Here is an 18298-nt window from a genome sequence, read left to right as displayed (position 1 = left end):
GTTTGTCCCTTTTCTCTGATTTATTTACCATATAGATCAGAGCTACCGCTCTGCGTTAAGATATCTGCTTGTTCTTTGGCATCCTGCCCGTTTCCATATCCGTCCCCTGTATTAGTACGCTCGCTCAAAGCTCCATCTGCATTCGCTCCCGCATGCTGTGCTGCAACTTCCTCACTCAGGCTTCTCTCTACAGATGTCGATATTACATTGTTTGATGCACTAATTGCATTTTCAAGAGATTCCCGCAACTGCTTGGACAGCTTTTGTTCAGCAACGCGGATCAAATTAGGATCACTGTTCATTAACTCTAACACCTTCGAATTAGGTGGATAGGTCGGGATCGCCCTCGGCTGGAACTGCGGATCGACATACGTTAATGCATAGATAGATGCTTTATGCAGATAGGCATCAACAATTCCGCTCGAAAGTGATAATATCTCCTGCTCATTCAAAGTAACCCAGATGACCGGACCTTCAAGTTTGGAAATTCGCTTTTTGGATAACAAAATATAATCCTGACCCGTTGGAAATTGAATGCGGATATCCACTTCATTTCCGGCTTGTAGGCTATTTGGGAGGACCACCACCTTCAGCTCCCTGTTACGCAGGTCTTTAGGAGTGGGTTCATCGGTGGTAATCATAGCTGATGTAAGCACGGACCCTTTTTTCAGCTCAATTTTAGCCGTGGTGCCGGAAGCTTCATTTTTACCCGCAACCAAATTGGCTGGAGCCTGAGAGCCAGGAACCGTGATTCCCTTCAAATCACTAGGTGTAATTTGTTCACCCGGAGAAATGTCACGAACAACAACCCAACCCTTTTTCGCGGTTCGTTGTTCTTGCTCATAACCTTTCCATTTTTGTGCTGCTTCTACTTCGGCCTGTTTCCTGACATCATTTAATTGATGGGTGTTAATTATAAGGTAGCTCGCGAAGACAACGCCAACAATACCCGCACCAATACAACCAGCGTAAAGCTTTTGCTTACTGCTTTTTCTTAGCTTGGACACACAACTTCTCCCCTGCCTTTTTGATATATACCTTTTATCTAGCGGTGACTGCGTTTGAGGAATCCGAAGCGTCTCTTTCGGGTATCGGGAATGGCTCCACGAAATATCTCATCCAGCACCTGATCCATCTCTTCTTCCTGCTCAAATGGATCGGAATGGAACGGTAAAGCAAATACTTGATCGTGATCTAATTCCTTACGTAGCCTGCGCACAGCCTCCGATGCTGCCAGCGGCAAGCAGTAATTCCATTTATGCTGTGGGTGGCGCTGAAGTGAGCGGGACAGCCCGGCTATATCCTGAATTCTCCACTCGGCTCCAGAACCGACCACTAGCGGGTAATCCGCTCTCAAAAATTCTTCCAGCCGCTCATTGTCCTGCCCACTCCCCAAATCAAGTACGATAAATTGGTAAGAGCCACCCAGTAACGCAATGACATCCGCACGGGATGTTTGCCGCCAATAATGTACTCCATCTACCTCAAAGCGCCGACTTGAACTCGCTCGCCCAACAGGTACTCCGTCTACCACTTCTTGAAGCCTAGCAAATGCTTTGGCTGTACTATGCAGTTCGACCAAAGCCACTGAACGAGACCTTCGTGCCAGATAGTGGCTCACTACAATCGCCGTGTGCGTTGCACCGGAACCAGAAGACACGCCCAGCACAGCTACAACCCTAGTACCTCCATATTCGATAGAAGCATCGCTAACAGACACTCCTTGTTGAGCAGGTTGAAAATCTGCACTACGTCGAAGCTCCCCGATCACCTCTCCGGCAGACTGAAATCGCTCCCCTGGATGATGACGCAGCAGCTTGCGAATCACCGGGATCAAATGACGAGGTAGTTCCCCACGAATATATCCTTCTACTCCGGCCGTCCACTCGCTATATTTGCCACCTGTACAGAGATACAACAACAACGCTCCCAAGCTGTACAAGTCCGAACGGGCATCCGTTTGGCCTGCTCCATATTGCTCCGGGGCTGCGAATCCCACCGTGCCCAGCTTTACCGTATCCTGATCCAGTTCAGCCTTATAGCTCCGTGCTATGCCAAAATCAATCAGCTTAAATTCCATTTCTGGTGTCAGCATAATATTCGTCGGTTTCAGATCCCGATAAATAACAGGCGACTGGCGAGTGTGCAAGTAATCCAGCACATCCAGCAACTGCAAAGCGAATGGAACCATTTGCTCCTGCGGAATATGGCCTTGGTAACCCTTCATGTACGCTTCCAGCGTAATCCCTTCAATATAGTCCATAACCAGATATACCGCCCCGGATGGCGGATGCTCGAAGAAGTCAACAATTCTCGGTAATCGTGGATGACTCAGCGAAATCAGCATCTCTGCCTCCGCACGTACAAGCTTCATCATTTGCGGGTCCGCAATGGACTCCTTCACAGCCCATTGCTTACCTGGCAGCTTCAAATCCTCTGCCATAAACACGCTGCTCATACCTCCCGTACCCAACGTGCGGACAATCCGGTAACGCTCACCCACGATCGAACCGTATTCCAAATTCGATTGTTTTTTCATTTCTCTCCTACCTCCCTTCTATAAGCAAACAACACAAAAAAGGGAAAGCCTACCGCAAAAACACAATCTTCATGTCACCATGAAAATGATGTTCGCGGGATGCTTTCCCTTTATTTATACGTGGTTATACTATTTTTAAGAAACAATTTGGGTTTATTATATAGCACACCTATATCGATTGTAAAGCATTATTTTCCATACTTGATCATATACAGTGTGATCTCATCCCGGTTATGGAATAGCTGCTTGGCCCGCTGAATCTGCATGCCGGACTGCTCGAACGAAGCGATCACATCATGAATAAGCGCCAAAGGCTTTTTATGCATTAGCTTGACCGTTACGATGGCAGTACCTCCACTGCGTAAACTATACAGCAATTCGGTGACGAGCCTCGCCATTTGTTTGGGACTCCAACTCATATCACAGACCAGCAGATCGAATGTATTTTCTTTGAATTTGACCTCACTCGCATTTTTACGTAAAAAAGTCAGATTGGCATACTTCATCAACGAAGGCTCCATCTTTGCCGGATCAACCGCAGTTACTTTGAGTCCACGCTCCAGCAAAAAGGAAGTCCACCCACCTGGTGCTGCCCCGATATCCAGCCCTTGATGAAAAGCGCTAAAATCAATGCCAAACGTTGCTTCTGCTTCCAGCAGCTTGAATTTGGCACGAGAGATTTGTCCGTCCTCCTTCTGAAAACGAACTGCGCCTCCGCTCCAATCCGATAGATTGTCCTGTGGATGCGACACACCTGCATACCATGTATCCATATCCGCAAAAACGGACACAATAACCTCTGCCCCCTGCACCGTAAGCTCCATAGGAAGATCACTTAATTGCTCACTCAAAGCCTGCTTGAGCGCACCTGCGTTTTCAGTCCAACTGCTGCCAGCTCCTTTACGCACCTGCAAAGCAACACGCTGGTCTATCAGTTCTCTGCGGTTACGGATAAAAGCAACCAAACGCTCCAGCACCTGAGCCAAATCCGCACCTTCCTCCTGAAAATGCACAGGAAATAAGTGACGCAAAAACATGGGCGGCTGACCCGTAATCGCCCCAACTGCCTCACTGGCATCCGATTGTAATGTAGCCAGAAAAATTTCACCTGGTAAAAGGATAGTGCTTTTCACAGAACCAAACATTCTTCTAAGCTCTTCCTGGGCATAAGGTGCAAACCCATGGTTGGCAGTGCAAACAAATCTTGACGATGACAAAGCGGTTCCACCCTGTACATCTTTACTCATGTATAGTTCCTCCAAAATAACGTTACCCTCCAGTGCACACCCGAATCCAGGGACGTTCGCCATCCCAATCCAGCTCAACTGGAACTTCATAAGTGTGCATAATCAATTCTTTCGTTAAAACCTCTTTTTTCGGTCCGGCTGCTGCCACCTTGCCATCACGGATTAGCGCCACATGGGTAAAGAGGGGGACTATCTCCTCAATATGATGGGTTACATAGACCACTGACAAATCCCGTTTGCGAAGCCGATCAATTTCAACCAGCATTTTTTCCCGCTCAAATAGATCCAGTCCGGCGCAAGGCTCATCCATAATCAGCAAACGAGGCTCCGCCATCAGTGAACGGGCCAGCATAACCTTTTTGCGTTCCCCCTGAGATAAAGTACCCAACGGATGATTCATCAGCGCACCTAAATTCATCCCCTCCAGCAGAGATACGGCTTTTTCCTTTGTCTCTGTAGGGATCTCCTGATAAAAACGCAAAAAAGCATACGCTCCAGTAGCAACTACTTCCCATACCGGATCTTTTAAAGCCAATTTTTCCAGCAACGTCTGGCTGATATATCCAATCTGCTTGCGTACTTCCCGTACGTCACATTGACCATATGTTTGCCCAAGCACTTTGACCGTTCCACGACTCGGAAACATATACCCAGTCATCATTTCCAGCAATGTTGTTTTACCAGAGCCGTTACGCCCCAGAATGGCCCAGTGCTCATTTTTCCGTATTTCAAGATTCACATCGTCCAATATTCGGCTTTCATCCCGCTGCAATGTGATGTTCTTCATGGATATCATTCCACCACGCTCCTTATCCTGCTCAGCAAGTGTTCCACAGATTCCATTTTGTAAATGATTTCAGGACTTCCGTTCTCACCGTTATATAAAAGAAGCGCAGGAACACTGGAAATCCGGTGCTCCTGTACCAGTTCGGGAATATAGTTAATGTTGCTTTGCACCACGACTCCTTCGGGGAGCAAATGCTCTGCCACTTCCAGCATCCGCCGGGTAGCCGCGCAGGTTCCACACATGGGAGTGTACACAAACAAAGCCAGCTTGCATCCCTCCCATATGGCGCGACGCACCTCCTTTTGTCCCAGCTCCTTCATCGTTCCGACTCTTTTTGGATCTCGTGCATGCGCTCCTCCGGTACCGGCCCGTTATGCACGGTGACTCCTTCCGGCTTATTGGCATACAGCAGCTCATACATGGCTCGTCGGCCCTCCGCACTGGAGGAATGCAAATAAATTTCACGCGGATACAACTGCTGCCCTGCAATGGCAGCAGCCACATCTTTCCCCGTTGGCTGACCCGGTCCCAAATCATAATCCAGCGATAGCACCGAAATCGGGTATTCTTGAAGCAGTAACAAACACTCCTCCGCATCCCTTGCCAGCTTAAAGCCCGGAGGACAAGGCCGAAAATCGTCCATAAACAAATGCATCAACATCTCCTCCTTTTTCCCATCGATGCAAGCTTCTTAAGCCTCAAAGATGAAGATCATCCTTCAGACCGTTTAACTGCCAGCTTTGGATCATTTGAATATCTTCGCGATGTGTCCCATCAGGTCCCGTTTCGCTTTCCAAAACGACAGGAATGCCCCTTACTGGCTCCTGTTCCGTCATCCAACACATGCCCTCCAGACCAATACAACCCTGCCCGACACGCGCATGTCTGTCTTTTTTAGAGCCATACGGGTATTTGGAATCGTTCAAATGAACTCCACACAGGGCTGGCCAATAGCCCAGACGATCCCCTTTTTCGATCAACGCCTCATCACGTCCACCGTTCCACAATCCTGCCGCATACGCATGACAGGTATCCAGACAAAAGCCGATGCTATCAGGATATTGACACAACTGGCGAATTTGTACCATTTCCTCCAACGTGGTTCCCATCAGACCGTGATCCCCTGCCTGATTTTCAATCAGTATTCTAGCCTTTCCCTGCCATCCTTCCAGCACATCATCAAGACAAACAATGATATTTCGATAACCCTCCAGCGGTTCAGACGCATGGGTATGCCCAAAATGAACGACAATCCCCTTTGAGCCACAGGCTTCAGCGATATCCAGATCGTTTCGCAATGAAGCAACTGTCAGCTCATAAAGCTCCTGTCCGCGTTCGCGCCCGTGAGCTGGATTAACGGGATATGGGGAGTGGCCAATAGATTGGATTTCATGCTTTACACAGTAAGCTTTGCAGACAGCCGCATCAGCAGCATTCCATTCCTTCACTCTAAGACTACGTGGATTTTTCGGAAAATATTGAAAAGAACGTCCACCCTGCTCTCGTGCACGTACAGCGGCTTTGGAAAAACCACCTCGCGTACTAACATGAGAGCCGATCAGCAGTTTAGGCATCATGCTGCTGTACCGGGCAATAAAATGCTTTTTTTCCCGCCAGCTCAACCCGCACAATTTTCCCGCCACTTGGAGATTCTTCTCCTTCACGGTCATACACCCGGCACTGATGATCAAAGCCGCCCGTTAGCGTATCCCCCTCCATCAGAGGCATATCCATATAACCGCCTTCCGCAGTAGCTTCACGAAGCACGGATTGCGTAGCATGATACAGCTTTTCCACTTTTTCCGGTGACTGTACGATGCTCTGTACTTTGGAACCTGGTGTAAATCCGGCAATATAAGCAATTTCGTCCGAATAACAATTTCCAATACCGGAAAAAACATGCTGATTCACCAGCGTTGTTTTCAAAATACCCCGACGTCCCTTTAGACATGCTGTAAACTTTTCTAATGTCATACGACGATCCAGCGGGTCAGGTCCGAGTTCAGACATCGCCTCTTCTGTTTCTTTAGCCGTCAGCAGGTGCAGGTAACCCAAGCGCAGCCCGATAAAATAAAGCTTTACTCCACTAAAATCCAGTTCAATTTGAACCGTGCGATCAGGACGCTGCTCCTCCGTTCCCAGATACAACAGTCCTCCCAGCATCAGATGCAGCACGAGCCGCCCACCCGTGTTCAGATGAAAAATCAAGTGCTTGCCTCGACGCTCCATATATACAACGGTAGTTCCCAGCAATTGCTTCTCAAACGTTTCCACTTCGGTATTAATGGATTTCACACGGTTAACCGTCACTCCGGTAATCGGAATGTCCAAAATTTGTTTTGACAATAGCGTTCTGTAGTTCTCCATCTCAGGAAGTTCCGGCATGTCAACATCTTTCCTTTCGTAGCTGCAAATCACTTTTGATTCTTGCAGATTTTTTTAAAATGTATATTTACTATTACTTAAACTCTTCCCGGAGCCAATCCTGCAATTCATCCAGATTGTCAAATATCAGGTCAGGTTTTACTCCAACGGCACGCATATGTCCGTCCATATTAGCGCGGGTCGAAACACCCGATAGTATGAGAGCTGTTTTGCAACCTGCCGCCGCACCTGCCGCAATATCGGTAAGCATATTATCGCCCACAACCAGAGCTTCATCCGCTCTAATGTTCAAGCGATCCAGCGCATAGCTCATTAACACGCTTGAAGGCTTGCCGATGACGACGGGCTTTACCTGTGATGCCGCCTCAATCGCAGCTCCAATCGTTCCTGCCCCCGGCATGAGTCCATCTTGTGAAGGTAATTGAAGATCAGGGTTTGTCAAAATATAAGTGGCTCCTTCCCGAATCCATCGCATAGCAGCAACCAGCTTATCATATGTAAATTGGCGATCTATCCCCTGCACCACATAATCAGGGTGATCCTCCACAAGCTGCAATCCGGCATCCGTAAGAGCCTGACGTAATCCCGTTTCACCAATACAATATACACGTGCTCCAGGGCTTTGCTGTGCAACATATTGTGCAGCCGCCAGCGCCGAAGTACATACTTCATTGCTAACTGCATCAATTCCCATACCGACCAAATGCTCCGCCACCGACTCGGGTGTGCGTGAAGCATTGTTCGTAACATAAGCGTAAGGTATCTGGTTCGTGCGCAATTGGGATATGAGCAGATCCGCACCCTTGATCATCCGTTCCCCATGATACAATGTTCCATCCAGATCAATCAGTAACGATTTTATCGTAATTCCCTCCCGCACTTCAAATCAATTCATCATAACATTGAAATTATAATTCATCCCATGAATGATGTTCACCTTCTCATTTAACCACCTTAATCATTCAGGTCATAAAATAAGTCGGCCTCCCCATTTCACTTTATCTATCTTAAGTCAAAAATACATATGAAGTCCATGAATTGCTGGTAAACGGTGCAAAATAGTGCCATTCCTCGCTAAAAGCCGTCGCTTTCCCAGGGAATAAGCTGCATCTCCGTCGAAATCCATCGAAGATGCCTAGTCTTCTAAGGAAATCTCCTGTATTTCCTGAGCCTGCTCAAAATACAAACCCCTTAAAATTCGATATATAGAAAACCAAATATGACATGTCTCCATATGTGGTATTACATATTCATTCGGTCTCACCCATATGTCGTCCTCATCTCTTGTCGCATCCTGCGCTTTCCCGGAAAATAATTTCACAGGAAAAACAAGGGCGCCGGAGCAAGCCCCGGCACCCATACACGTCTATCTTCTATAACTACCGTTTATGAACCAATATCGGGCACTGGTAACAATACATGCTGCTCCGCCAGCAATGAATTAGGGAATGCAATCCGTGCTTCCTCCAGCAAAGGCTGGAGCTGCTCCTGATCTTTATATCTGGAACTAAAATGTGTCATGATCAACTGACCCGCACCTGCCGCTTTTGCTGCTTCCGCTGCCTGGAGCGCTGTACTATGATGATATTCATACGCCGTATCTGCCAGCTCATGCAGAAAAGTGGCTTCATGAACGACAACCGTTGCATCCTGAGCTAGTACTACGGTATTCAGGCAAGGTCGAGTGTCACCGAGAATGGTGATGATACGTCCCTTTTTCGGTGCACCCAATACATCCTGGGGATGAAGCATGACTCCACCCTCCACCTCTACGCTTTCTCCACGTTTCAGCTTACCATACACCGGGCCGGGCTTGATTCCGTATCGCTCCAGCAGTTCCTGATTGAGCTTGCCGGGCTTATCCATCTCTACAATACGATAACCGTAGCTGTCAATACGATGATCCAGCAGAGCCGACTCCACACGGAATTGCCCGTCATCAAACAACTGCCCCCCCGTATGCTCCACAATATGTAGTTGGTAGTTGATACGGGATTGGCTGATGCCCAGAGATAATTCGATGTACTGCTTGAGGCCAGGCGGCCCATATACAGTTAACGGTGTCGTACCTCCCTGATACGCCCTGCTCGACAGCAGGCCCGGCAGACCAAAGAGATGATCTCCATGCAAATGGGTAATGAATATTTTTTCAAGCCTGCTTAGCTTAAGCGGCGAACGCAGTATCTCCTGCTGAGTTCCTTCGCCGCAATCAAACAACCACATGCTTCTTCGTTCCTCCAGCAAACGGAGTGCGATGGACGTCACGTTTCGCTGGATCGTAGGCACACCTGCATTCGTGCCAAGAAAATAAAATTCCATGACTTTAACCTTCTTCCTGTTGACCAGCAAAAAACCTCCGAAGCTCGGAGGGTCTTTGCTATCCCATCTGATAAAGGTGTTATACCTTTTCGACGTTAAAATACTGCGCCTGAGGGTGACTGAACACCATGGCTGATACAGAAGCCTCCGGTTCCATCATAAACCCTTCCGTCAGCTCAACGCCAATATCCTCAGGTTTCAACAGTTGGAACAATGGCCCCTGATCCTCCAGATCAGGACATGCCGGATAGCCAAAAGATACCCGTATGCCCTGATATCTAGCCCCATGCCGCTGTTTCATCGTCATGTCTGCCGAGTCCGGGAAACCCCAGCTGTCCCTTATAATATGATGAAGTCGCTCGGCGAGTCCTTCTGCCACTTCCAGCGCTACCGACTGAAGTGCATGAGAGCGTAAATAATCCCCTTTTTCTTTCCATTGCGTGGAAAGCTGCTGAATACCATGACCCGCCGTAACGACCATAAAACCTACATAATCCATAACTCCGAATTCCACCGATTTCAAGTAGTCAGCCAGACATAAATAAGGCTCTACTTGTTGACGCGGAAACGTAAATGTGTGCAGTACCTTGCTCACATCTGATGGATCATAAACCAAAATCTGATCTCCCTGTGACTGCGCCGGGAAGAAACGGTATACAGCATGTGCCTGAATAATTCCATCCGTAACGGCTTCAAACATGATGCTATCTACGGTTTCCTTCAACTGAGTCGCTTTCGGATTCCCCGAAGCCAGCAATTGCTCTACATTTCCTTTTAATCCAAGATGGTGCCCCATCAGCATCTGCATATTCACATAAGGCAAAATATAATTGAGCGGATAGTTACGCAGTACATGACGGTCCGTATCTGGCGGAATATAGACGGGCAAATCCTGAGCGATTTTAGAGCGAACAGCCCGGGTAAGTTTAGGCAACGGCTTGGCTTCCACAACCGTTGCGGCTTCCGCTTCCCGTTCAGCTTCCATTTCCTCAGCCATTTTCTTGCGGGACTCAGGATTCATCAGCTTGTTAGCTATGTCCAAACCATCCATTGCATCCTTCGCATAGACAACCATGCCGTCATACTCGGGACGGATACGGTTTTTCGTAAACTTACGCGTCAAAGCAGCTCCGCCAACCATAATCGGGATATCAATATTCGCATTTTTCAAATCCTGTGCAGTCAACACCATTTGTTGAGCGGATTTAACAAGCAAACCGGATAAGCCAATCGCGTCGGCCTTTTCTTCACGGTAAGCCTCAATAATGCGTTCTGGTGGTACTTTTATACCCAGATTTACAATATGGTAACCATTGTTGGATAGAATAATCTCCACCAGGTTTTTACCGATGTCATGCACATCACCTTTGACCGTAGCCAGCAAAATCTTACCTTTGACCGAGGATTCATTTTTTTCCATATACGGTTCCAAGAAAGTAACCGACGCCTTCATGACTTCAGCGCTTTGCAGCACCTCTGCAACGATCAATTCGTTGTTGTTAAAGAGACGTCCTACCTCTTCCATCCCCTTCATCAGCGGTCCATTAATAATCTCCAGCGAAGAATATTTGGCAAGCGCTTGCTCCAGATCCGGAATCAGGCCCTCCTTACTACCCTCTACTACATAGGAAGCCAGCCGCTCTTCGAGCGAGAGATTGGACACCTTCTCTTTTTTCTCCACTTTCTTATTACGGAAAGCAGCTACAAAAGCGGATAAAGTATCGTCGTTCGTTTTATAAATCAGGTCTTCGGCGAGCTTCCGTTCATGCTCGGGTATCGAAGCATAACGTTCGAGCTTCTCCGTATTTACAATCGCATAGTCCAAGCCTGCTTTGGTACATTCGTATAGATAAACGGAATTGAGCACTTCACGACCCGCCTCCGGTAAGCCAAAGGACACGTTACTGATACCCAGAATGGTGTGAACCCCTGGAAGTGCCTCTTTAATAATCCGAATCCCCTCAATCGTTTCCTTGGCTGAACCGATGTACTGCTCATCACCTGTTCCCACGGGAAATACGAGGGTATCAAAAATAAGATCCTCGGGTGCCAGACCGTAACGGTTCACCAGCAGATCATAAGAGCGTTTGGCCACTTCAAGCTTATCCTCACGAGAAATAGCCTGACCACGTTCATCAATGGTTCCAACAACAACAGCCGCGCCGTATTTATGAATAAGAGGTGCCATTTTCTCAAATTTCTCTTCGCCATCCTCCAAATTAATGGAGTTAATGATCGCCTTCCCTTGCGAATATTGCAAGGCGGTATCAATAACCTCGATATCCGTGGTATCAATCACGAGAGGGACTTTTACCTTATTCACAACCAGCTTCAAAAAGGCTTCCATATCCGTCATTTCATCGCGGTCCGGGTCCTGTACACAAATATCAATGACATGTGCCCCACTCTTTACCTGAGCACGGGCAATTTCAGATGCCTCTTCATATTTGCCCTCCACGATCAAACGCTTAAATTTGCGGGAGCCAAGAACATTCGTTCGTTCACCAACCATATAGGGACGATTCTCCTGTTCAATATATACAGGCTCAATACCCGATACAGCCGGTGGGTGATGGCCTTCCAGCGGACGCGGCTCAAACTGCGCCATACGTTCACTCATAACCCGGATATGCTCAGGCGTGGTACCACAGCAGCCTCCTGCAATATTCAGCCAACCTTTTTCGGCAAAAGCGGCCATTTTACGGGCCAATGAATCAGGTGATTCATGATATTGACCGTTTTCATCAGGCAAACCTGCATTCGGATAACAGCTAATGGCTGCTGAGGACATATCGGAGAGAGAGCGAATGTGATCCCGCATAAACTCCGGTCCTGTAGCACAATTCAGCCCGATCGACACCGGGTGCAAGTGTTCCAGCGAAATGCAGAAGGATTCGATATTTTGCCCTGCCAAAGTCGTTCCCATGGGTTCAATCGTTCCCGAAATCATTATGGGAAGCTCGATACCCGTCTTCTCAAAAGCCTGCCGAATTCCAATACTTCCGGCTTTGACGTTAAGCGTATCCTGCGAGGTCTCCAAAAGCAGGGCATCCACGCCGCCTTCAATTAGCGCCAAGGCTTGCTCTTCATAGCTCTCAATTAGCTCCGCAAACGTAACACCACCTGTCACGGATAATGTTTTCGTTGTCGGTCCCATAGCTCCTACAACAAAACGAGGCTTGTCCGCAGTACTATACTTATCTGCCGCGTTACGCGCCAGTTTAGCGGCAACCAGGTTAATTTCACGGGCGCGCTCCGGTATATCGTAATCCGCCAAAACAACGGATGTCGCTCCAAAAGTGTTCGTTTCAATCAGGTCTGATCCGGCCTCCAAGTATGCTTCATGTATCCCTTGAATGACATCCGGTCTGGTTAAGACCAACATCTCGTTGCAGCCCTCCAGCTCTTCCCCGCCAAAATCGTCGGGGGAAAGATCCTCTTGCTGGATCATGGTGCCCATGGCCCCGTCAAGAATGAGTATTCTTCGTTGTAATGCATCCTGTAAGCTAACTTTATCCAAAATCTCTTCACCCCCGCAAAACGTTAAATCCTAGTTTAGCAGAAACCGTATCATTTAGATAGATTGAAGTAAAAACATACGTTTTATACAGCCTCTTCTGCACAAAAACGACTCTCGATATTCATTTTTACAGTTTGCAGCATAATGAGACGCACTTAGGTCGGTGTTCTTTTATATTGGAATAGGACGAACCGTCATTTGCAACATAAAATGTTTCAAACCTATATTGTACAACGATTCAAGACATGATATTCTGTATACAACATTAAACCAAGTGGAAAAGAGGGATAACCTATGGCTGAAATCTTAATACGCAATACGAATGTACGAATTAGCGATGAAGACAAGGTCCGTGAATTTTTGGAGAGTCAAGAGGTATTGTACGAGCATTGGGATGATTCCAAGCTATCCGGGGTGCTGCAAGAAAATTTCACCCTGACAGATGAGCAAAAAGTAGCTGTTCTAAACACTTTTGAAGCCGAAATCAAGGACTTAGCCGCCCGCCGTGGGTATAAAATATGGGACGTTATCACCTTGTCCGAAGCAACGCCGAATTTAGACGAGCTGCTTGCCAAGTTTGAGCAAATTCATACTCATACCGAAGATGAAATCCGTGCTATTGTAGCAGGCAAAGGCATTTTCATCATTAAAGGTCCTGAAGAAATCGGATATTTTAATGTCGAGCTTTCACCTGGTGACGTTATTTCCGTACCAGAAAATATTCCTCACTTCTTTACCTTAATGGAAAATCAGAAGATCGTCGCAGTACGTTTGTTCATCGAAGAAAATGGGTGGATTGCCGAACCGTTTGAAGATCCATCGTTTATTAAAGCATAATACTACATTACGAATCCATCCAAAGTGGATAAAGCAACTCCCTCTGCTCTGAGATACCTGAGCGGAGGGAGTTTTTTGGGCTTGTTACTATAATAAGATCCGAAAAGCACTTACTTAAACGATTGAATAATTCCATCCAATTCAGAAAGATGCTTAATTTCAAACTTTGGCTTGATTTCTGTAGTATTGGTTTTGGCGTTGCGGTTCACCCACACGGAGTGCACACCTGCCGCCAGAGCGCCTTGAATATCAGTCGTCAGCTTATCCCCCACCATTAAAGCATGTTCAGGCTCAATACCGAGAAGCCCCAAAGCATGTAGAAAAATAGACGGGTCCGGCTTACCTTTACCAAACGAACCTGAAATAACAACGTCATCAAAAAATGGAGCTAGCTGCGGAACCCCATCCAGCTTTTCCTGCTGTAGATCAGGGGAGCCGTTTGTCAACAAAAGAAGCTTATACTTCCCCTTTAATTGCTCCAGAATCTCAAATGTTTCTTCATAAACATGGGGACGGGTGCGTCTTTCCAAGGCAAATTGCGTTGCCAGTTTTTGCGCTAACTCTTCATTATCTATCCCCAACTGTTGCAGACCTCTACGCCAAGATTCCTTTCGATAAGCAGGGGCCAACTGTTCCAATTGCCGGAACTCAGGCTGCTCTCCTGACTTAAAATTCGCCCACAATCCCTCAAACGGATTAATGCCAATCAATTGAGTAAAACTAAAGGTTTCATAAGACTCATACAAAGCACGCGCTTCCTTGCGGACTGCTTCTTCCAAAGCCTTCGGATCAACGTCTGCTTCCAGGGAACCTGTCTGGCACGTCGCGTCAAATGCCTCTTCTACACTACGCTCATCCCACAGAAGTGTATCATCAAGATCGAACATTACCGCCTGAATCGTCATCTGAATTATCCACTCTCTTTCCACTTTATATGTACGCTTGTTCTCCCATGTTGAGCCTACAAGCATTCCAATTATTATGTGCCCATATTAATCAATAGGCCGCAATGTGTTATATGAAATAACATCATGCGACCTTATTTACAGAGGCTACAGGTCCACAAACAATTTAAACGATTCGTACCAACAGAAGTCGCTATTTTTTGTCTACTTGAACCTGATTAGATAGCGCAAACTTCTCAAGCCGCTCTGCAATGGCATCCGTATCATAACGGCCCAGTGATTTTGTAAAAATAAAGTTGCCACCCTTACCTTTTCTTTCAACCGTTACGTAACCCTTTTCAATCTTGATGGCTTTCATATCCTCTGTCGTCATTGGACGCTCTCTGCCACCCTTCAACATATACAGCGTGCTCTTTCCAACCTTCAAATAAGGACGGCGTATGAAAAAGATAACTGCCAGCATCAAATACAAGCCAAATACAAGCCAGTCCATGCCGCGCATGCCAGTCTTAGTCAAAAAATAACTCATGAGCATGTACAGAACTGCAAGTCCAGCCAACATGATTGGCACGGTAATATTACGTCCACGGAAAATATCCATTGCAGAACCGGCACCACTAATGGTTTGGATGCCTTGTTTTTTGCGCGATTTATTCAAATGCGCTGTGTTTTTGCGTACTTTTCTTTCAAATGATCGGGCCATCTCTCAATTCCCTTCCCAAATATATTGCTTAAAAACAATTGCCACCCATCCTAATCTATATAGATACCAAAATAGATACCTTAAAAAAACGAAAAGCAAATTACGCGGGCTAAGCCGCTTTAGCGACATTAATGCGTCAGCCCACCATTTCCCTTCGACGTATCTTCGTCCACAATTTCAATCGTATCAAGTTGCTGCCGGAAATTACGGCGAATGTTATCCAAATAAATTTCCCGAAGATTGGCGCGCTCTGTTGTTTCCTCTTCAGTCAATCCTTCGGCTTTTGCTTTGCGAGCCAATTCATTGATGCGCTGTACCAAGCTGTCTATATCCAAATTCTGTCCCCTCCATATAAGCAAAGATATAATACACTTTGACATGTAGAAAAGAGCTTGTCAAGGTTCCCTCATTACGTCCTCTGACAAGCTCTAATCAATCGTGACAGATCAGAAATGCGGAAGCTTTAAAAGCTGGCCTGCCTGCACTCCCCGATCTTCCAGTCCGTTAATCCGAACAATTCCATCTATATATACCCTTGTATCCATTCGTTCCGGTTTATGATTGGAGGCAATCTGCCACAATGTATCCCCAGGTTGTACAATAAGTTTGGTTACCTCTTCATTAGAAACCGAAGGGGCCGCGAATACCGTCAGCACACCTGCATCCGCAATCCAGAAAACGGTAACCAGAATAAGAAGTTTGGACAGAAGACTATTAGAAATGGGCCGTACAAGCTGTGCCTCTCTCTCATTACGGACATTTTGCATCTTTTCTAAATTCATTGGAAAAATACTTTGATATGTGCTATATTTCATCATTGTCTACGTCCTCCAAACGTTTGTTCCTATGTTTTTCACAATATAACACGAACATCTGTTTTGTTCAATAGAAAAGAGAACAAAAGTTCGCGATTGTTTTTTAGGGATTATTTAGAACTTACGTTTGTACGAACGGAGGTTCTATGCTATAATTTTCCCAAACGTTACTAAATGGGGTTGATACGGTATGTCTAAGATTTCAAGCCGCCAGCAGGCCATTCTTGAATTTATCCGCAATGAAGTGCGTCTAAAGGGTTATCCCCCTTCTGTACGCGAAATAGGTGAGGCTGTTGGATTGGCCTCCAGTTCTACGGTTCACGGTCATTTGGATCGTCTGGAGAAAAAGGGACTGATTCGTCGTGATCCAACGAAACCGCGGGCCATCGAGTTACTCGGCCAAGACGAATCGGATAACAGCAACTTGATTAATTACTCAATTAGTCGTGTTCCGGTCGTCGGCAAAGTTACAGCTGGTCTGCCTATTACAGCAACAGAAAATATTGAAGATTACTTTCCTCTTCCCCAGCATTTTGTTGGTGAGGATAAAATATTCATGTTATCTGTTGTAGGAGAAAGCATGATTGAAGCTGGTATTGCCAACGGAGATTATGTCATCGTACGTCAACAGCAGACAGCCGATAATGGCGATATTGTCGTGGCCATGACAGACGAGGACGAGGCTACTGTTAAAACTTTTTACAAGGAAAAAGATCATATTCGACTTCAACCGGAAAATCCGGCCTTTGAACCGCTTCGTCTGACGCACGTCAGTATTTTGGGTAAGGTTGTAGGACTCTTCCGGGACTTCCACTAATTTTTCATTTTTCAGCCCCGTTATTCTTCCGCTACAACAAAACCGGCTGCCCATGGCAAGCCGGTTTTGTATTGATATTATGTACACAAAATGTTTCTCACAGCTATTCTTTTTCCTTTGATAGCCCATAGATAGACGGTTTATACCTACTAACTTCATTCTTTACTATTCTGCTTATGCTAATCTGCTGGAACTTTCTCCTACAATATAAAGTGGGAAAAGATAAGACAGGTAAGCATAAGTTTTTTTACATTCTGTATCTCCATACTTTATTAGTTTCTGAATATTAGAATCATAGGTGATAGCTTCTTTTTGCTTTTAATAGATTTATGCCGATACATGCTAGCGCTACTGGCATATGAATAAAGTAGACCTTAGCAAAGGAGATAAGCATATGATCAAAAATCGAGTCAAAACGTATAAGCATCGTATCGGCAAGAACAAATTTCTGGTCGTAAAAGTCTTTCAGGCCGCATCCGCCGAAACAAGAAGCGGTAACGCACTAGCCACCAATGCATTGAACATCAAAATTTCCAAACGTAACCGTAAGCATAAACACTTCTAAAATTCATCCGTACCTTCATTTCTTGTGAAGGGAGGTGATATCATGTGTAAAAGACATTTCAAACGTCACGTGAGAGGAAGAGGATTATCCATCCGTTCAAATCAGAGAGCTATTGCACGTGCTAGAGGTAACGCATTGGCTGTTAATCTGTTTAGTGTAAATGATAGACAACGCAGACGATAATGATTGTTTTTAAGCGAAAAGTGGGAAGGATTTCTTCCCGCTTTTTTGTGCCACATTCTAGTGTAAAACGGAAGTTGTACAATAAAAAGTGGCACTTTAAATCCCAGCCCTGAGAAAATTCAAAAAAAGCTTTTTTCATGTCTATTCTCCTCCTTGAACTATTGTGTCTTTATCTTTACTGTATGATCATGATCCTTTAGATTCTGAACAAAAATCAGGGTGCTGAATGTCTCTTATGATTCGAATAAGTCGAGTGTTTTGAAAAAAAAGAGCCGCTATCTAGTAGCAACTCCAGTGAAAATTATGTTCGAATTTATGAAACCCATTTCCTCTATAACCTCGCCAAATCGGTGATAAGAGATCGGACACCTCTTCGACGTTTTTGTTATCTCACATTCAAAGTAAGCGTCTTTGAAAATGCCATTAACAATTTTCACCTTCTCCACATTCAGTGTATTACTTCTATCCACATTCAAGAAATGGAACCCATTATTATTTAGAAAGCTTTCCCAATGCTTTAGGGTGCCGATCATGTAATATGTTTTTTCGAATGTGTGAACTAGAATCTGATCCCTCTTACGTCCTTTAGATATAAAAAGAACCTTGTCCACTGGTATGTTTTCGCCCTTGTTCATACCTCGAGAATCATCAGCTGAGACGGTTAAGTTTAGCATTT

General features: G+C 45.9%; 20 protein-coding genes. 3 read left to right on the top strand and 17 right to left on the bottom strand.

The annotated features are described in order from the left end of the window. Positions 1–20 precede the first annotated feature (20 nt). The 11 genes from ACIFQM_RS02610 to metH form a co-directional block, all read right to left on the bottom strand. A complete protein-coding gene (locus ACIFQM_RS02610; RefSeq protein WP_430043787.1) occupies positions 21–1007 on the bottom strand; it encodes an SAF domain-containing protein in 987 nt (328 codons plus the stop codon). A gap of 38 nt (positions 1008–1045) precedes the next feature. Beyond that, the gene (locus tag ACIFQM_RS02605) at positions 1046–2539 is read right to left on the bottom strand and encodes a serine/threonine protein kinase (RefSeq protein ID WP_430043785.1); all 1494 of its coding nucleotides are present in this window, start codon (positions 2537–2539) and stop codon (positions 1046–1048) included. 188 nt (positions 2540–2727) lie between these two features. Next, positions 2728–3786, bottom strand: a complete 1059-nt coding sequence (locus ACIFQM_RS02600) for an SAM-dependent methyltransferase (RefSeq protein WP_430043783.1) — start codon at positions 3784–3786, stop codon at positions 2728–2730. A 22-nt stretch (positions 3787–3808) separates the two neighbouring features. Beyond that, on the bottom strand, positions 3809–4582 hold the full coding sequence (locus tag ACIFQM_RS02595) for an ABC transporter ATP-binding protein (RefSeq protein ID WP_430043781.1): 774 nt from the start codon (positions 4580–4582) through the stop codon (positions 3809–3811). Beyond that, on the bottom strand, positions 4579–4893 hold the full coding sequence (locus tag ACIFQM_RS02590; protein ID WP_430043780.1) for a thioredoxin family protein: 315 nt from the start codon (positions 4891–4893) through the stop codon (positions 4579–4581). The genes ACIFQM_RS02595 and ACIFQM_RS02590 overlap by 4 nt, the downstream gene beginning before the upstream one ends. Next, the gene (locus ACIFQM_RS02585; protein ID WP_430043778.1) at positions 4890–5228 is read right to left on the bottom strand and encodes a cyclic-phosphate processing receiver domain-containing protein; all 339 of its coding nucleotides are present in this window, start codon (positions 5226–5228) and stop codon (positions 4890–4892) included. The genes ACIFQM_RS02590 and ACIFQM_RS02585 overlap by 4 nt, the downstream gene beginning before the upstream one ends. 43 nt (positions 5229–5271) lie before the next feature. Next, entirely contained in the window at positions 5272–6150 is an 879-nt protein-coding gene (locus tag ACIFQM_RS02580; protein WP_430043831.1) for a deoxyribonuclease IV, read from the bottom strand. Next, entirely contained in the window at positions 6140–6958 is an 819-nt protein-coding gene (locus tag ACIFQM_RS02575; RefSeq protein ID WP_430043776.1) for an Fpg/Nei family DNA glycosylase, read from the bottom strand. The genes ACIFQM_RS02580 and ACIFQM_RS02575 overlap by 11 nt, the downstream gene beginning before the upstream one ends. Positions 6959–7031: 73 nt before the next feature. After that, entirely contained in the window at positions 7032–7838 is an 807-nt protein-coding gene (locus tag ACIFQM_RS02570) for a TIGR01457 family HAD-type hydrolase (RefSeq protein WP_430043774.1), read from the bottom strand. 506 nt (positions 7839–8344) lie between these two features. After that, positions 8345–9277 carry a ribonuclease Z gene (gene rnz / locus ACIFQM_RS02565; RefSeq protein WP_430043771.1) on the bottom strand — a complete coding sequence of 311 codons (933 nt, stop codon included), beginning with the start codon at positions 9275–9277 and terminating at the stop codon, positions 8345–8347. Positions 9278–9356: 79 nt separating this feature from the next. Next, positions 9357–12797 carry a methionine synthase gene (metH, locus tag ACIFQM_RS02560; protein WP_430043769.1) on the bottom strand — a complete coding sequence of 1147 codons (3441 nt, stop codon included), beginning with the start codon at positions 12795–12797 and terminating at the stop codon, positions 9357–9359. 294 nt (positions 12798–13091) lie between these two features. Here metH and ACIFQM_RS02555 point away from each other — a divergent pair, with 294 nt between their 5' ends. Beyond that, positions 13092–13634, top strand: coding sequence for a cupin domain-containing protein (locus tag ACIFQM_RS02555; protein ID WP_430043767.1), 543 nt, complete (start codon positions 13092–13094; stop codon positions 13632–13634). A gap of 110 nt (positions 13635–13744) precedes the next feature. Here the strand turns inward: ACIFQM_RS02555 and ACIFQM_RS02550 are convergent, their stop codons facing one another. The 4 genes from ACIFQM_RS02550 to ACIFQM_RS02535 form a co-directional block, all read right to left on the bottom strand. After that, the gene (locus tag ACIFQM_RS02550; RefSeq protein WP_430043765.1) at positions 13745–14539 is read right to left on the bottom strand and encodes an HAD family hydrolase; all 795 of its coding nucleotides are present in this window, start codon (positions 14537–14539) and stop codon (positions 13745–13747) included. Positions 14540–14732: 193 nt separating this feature from the next. Then, positions 14733–15242 (bottom strand): hypothetical protein, encoded by a 510-nt coding sequence (locus ACIFQM_RS02545; RefSeq protein WP_430043762.1) that lies wholly within the window; start codon positions 15240–15242, stop codon positions 14733–14735. Between the two features lie 128 nt (positions 15243–15370). Then, the gene (locus ACIFQM_RS02540) at positions 15371–15577 is read right to left on the bottom strand and encodes a DUF896 domain-containing protein (RefSeq protein ID WP_044648282.1); all 207 of its coding nucleotides are present in this window, start codon (positions 15575–15577) and stop codon (positions 15371–15373) included. Between the two features lie 111 nt (positions 15578–15688). Continuing rightward, positions 15689–16057: a LysM peptidoglycan-binding domain-containing protein gene (locus ACIFQM_RS02535; RefSeq protein ID WP_430043828.1), complete on the bottom strand. Its 369-nt coding sequence runs from the start codon at positions 16055–16057 to the stop codon at positions 15689–15691. Positions 16058–16247: 190 nt separating this feature from the next. Here ACIFQM_RS02535 and lexA point away from each other — a divergent pair, with 190 nt between their 5' ends. Both lexA and ACIFQM_RS02525 read left to right on the top strand, forming a co-directional pair. Continuing rightward, complete coding sequence (gene lexA / locus ACIFQM_RS02530; protein WP_013310545.1) at positions 16248–16874, top strand: transcriptional repressor LexA; 627 nt, start codon at positions 16248–16250, stop codon at positions 16872–16874. A gap of 394 nt (positions 16875–17268) precedes the next feature. After that, positions 17269–17439, top strand: coding sequence for a hypothetical protein (locus ACIFQM_RS02525; RefSeq protein WP_430043760.1), 171 nt, complete (start codon positions 17269–17271; stop codon positions 17437–17439). Between the two features lie 151 nt (positions 17440–17590). Here ACIFQM_RS02525 and ACIFQM_RS02520 read toward each other — a convergent pair whose 3' ends face one another. Together ACIFQM_RS02520 and ACIFQM_RS02515 are read right to left on the bottom strand one after the other, a co-directional pair. After that, positions 17591–17761, bottom strand: a complete 171-nt coding sequence (locus tag ACIFQM_RS02520) for a hypothetical protein (protein ID WP_430064995.1) — start codon at positions 17759–17761, stop codon at positions 17591–17593. A gap of 136 nt (positions 17762–17897) precedes the next feature. Next, a complete protein-coding gene (locus tag ACIFQM_RS02515; protein WP_430047313.1) occupies positions 17898–18296 on the bottom strand; it encodes a LytTR family transcriptional regulator DNA-binding domain-containing protein in 399 nt (132 codons plus the stop codon). Between the last annotated feature and the right edge of the window lie 2 nt (positions 18297–18298).

Source organism: Paenibacillus sp. NRS-1782, assembly GCF_050467685.1.
Lineage (GTDB): Bacteria > Bacillota > Bacilli > Paenibacillales > Paenibacillaceae > Paenibacillus > Paenibacillus terrae_A.
The sequence above is the reverse complement of the archived record's forward strand: the minus strand, read 5'-3'. Positions and strand labels throughout refer to the sequence as shown.

Coding starts and splice junctions, on each gene's coding strand:
- ACIFQM_RS02605 (WP_430043785.1), bottom strand. CDS start 2,539: ATGAAAAAACAATCGAATTTGGAATACGGTTCGATCGTGGGTGAGCGT.
- ACIFQM_RS02600 (WP_430043783.1), bottom strand. CDS start 3,786: ATGAGTAAAGATGTACAGGGTGGAACCGCTTTGTCATCGTCAAGATTT.
- ACIFQM_RS02595 (WP_430043781.1), bottom strand. CDS start 4,582: ATGATATCCATGAAGAACATCACATTGCAGCGGGATGAAAGCCGAATA.
- ACIFQM_RS02590 (WP_430043780.1), bottom strand. CDS start 4,893: ATGAAGGAGCTGGGACAAAAGGAGGTGCGTCGCGCCATATGGGAGGGA.
- ACIFQM_RS02585 (WP_430043778.1), bottom strand. CDS start 5,228: ATGCATTTGTTTATGGACGATTTTCGGCCTTGTCCTCCGGGCTTTAAG.
- ACIFQM_RS02580 (WP_430043831.1), bottom strand. CDS start 6,150: ATGATGCCTAAACTGCTGATCGGCTCTCATGTTAGTACGCGAGGTGGT.
- ACIFQM_RS02575 (WP_430043776.1), bottom strand. CDS start 6,958: ATGCCGGAACTTCCTGAGATGGAGAACTACAGAACGCTATTGTCAAAA.
- rnz (WP_430043771.1), bottom strand. CDS start 9,277: ATGGAATTTTATTTTCTTGGCACGAATGCAGGTGTGCCTACGATCCAG.
- ACIFQM_RS02555 (WP_430043767.1), top strand. CDS start 13,092: ATGGCTGAAATCTTAATACGCAATACGAATGTACGAATTAGCGATGAA.
- ACIFQM_RS02550 (WP_430043765.1), bottom strand. CDS start 14,539: ATGACGATTCAGGCGGTAATGTTCGATCTTGATGATACACTTCTGTGG.
- ACIFQM_RS02545 (WP_430043762.1), bottom strand. CDS start 15,242: ATGGCCCGATCATTTGAAAGAAAAGTACGCAAAAACACAGCGCATTTG.
- ACIFQM_RS02535 (WP_430043828.1), bottom strand. CDS start 16,057: ATGAAATATAGCACATATCAAAGTATTTTTCCAATGAATTTAGAAAAG.
- lexA (WP_013310545.1), top strand. CDS start 16,248: ATGTCTAAGATTTCAAGCCGCCAGCAGGCCATTCTTGAATTTATCCGC.
- ACIFQM_RS02525 (WP_430043760.1), top strand. CDS start 17,269: ATGATCAAAAATCGAGTCAAAACGTATAAGCATCGTATCGGCAAGAAC.
- ACIFQM_RS02520 (WP_430064995.1), bottom strand. CDS start 17,761: ATGAAAAAAGCTTTTTTTGAATTTTCTCAGGGCTGGGATTTAAAGTGC.
- ACIFQM_RS02515 (WP_430047313.1), bottom strand. CDS start 18,296: ATGCTAAACTTAACCGTCTCAGCTGATGATTCTCGAGGTATGAACAAG.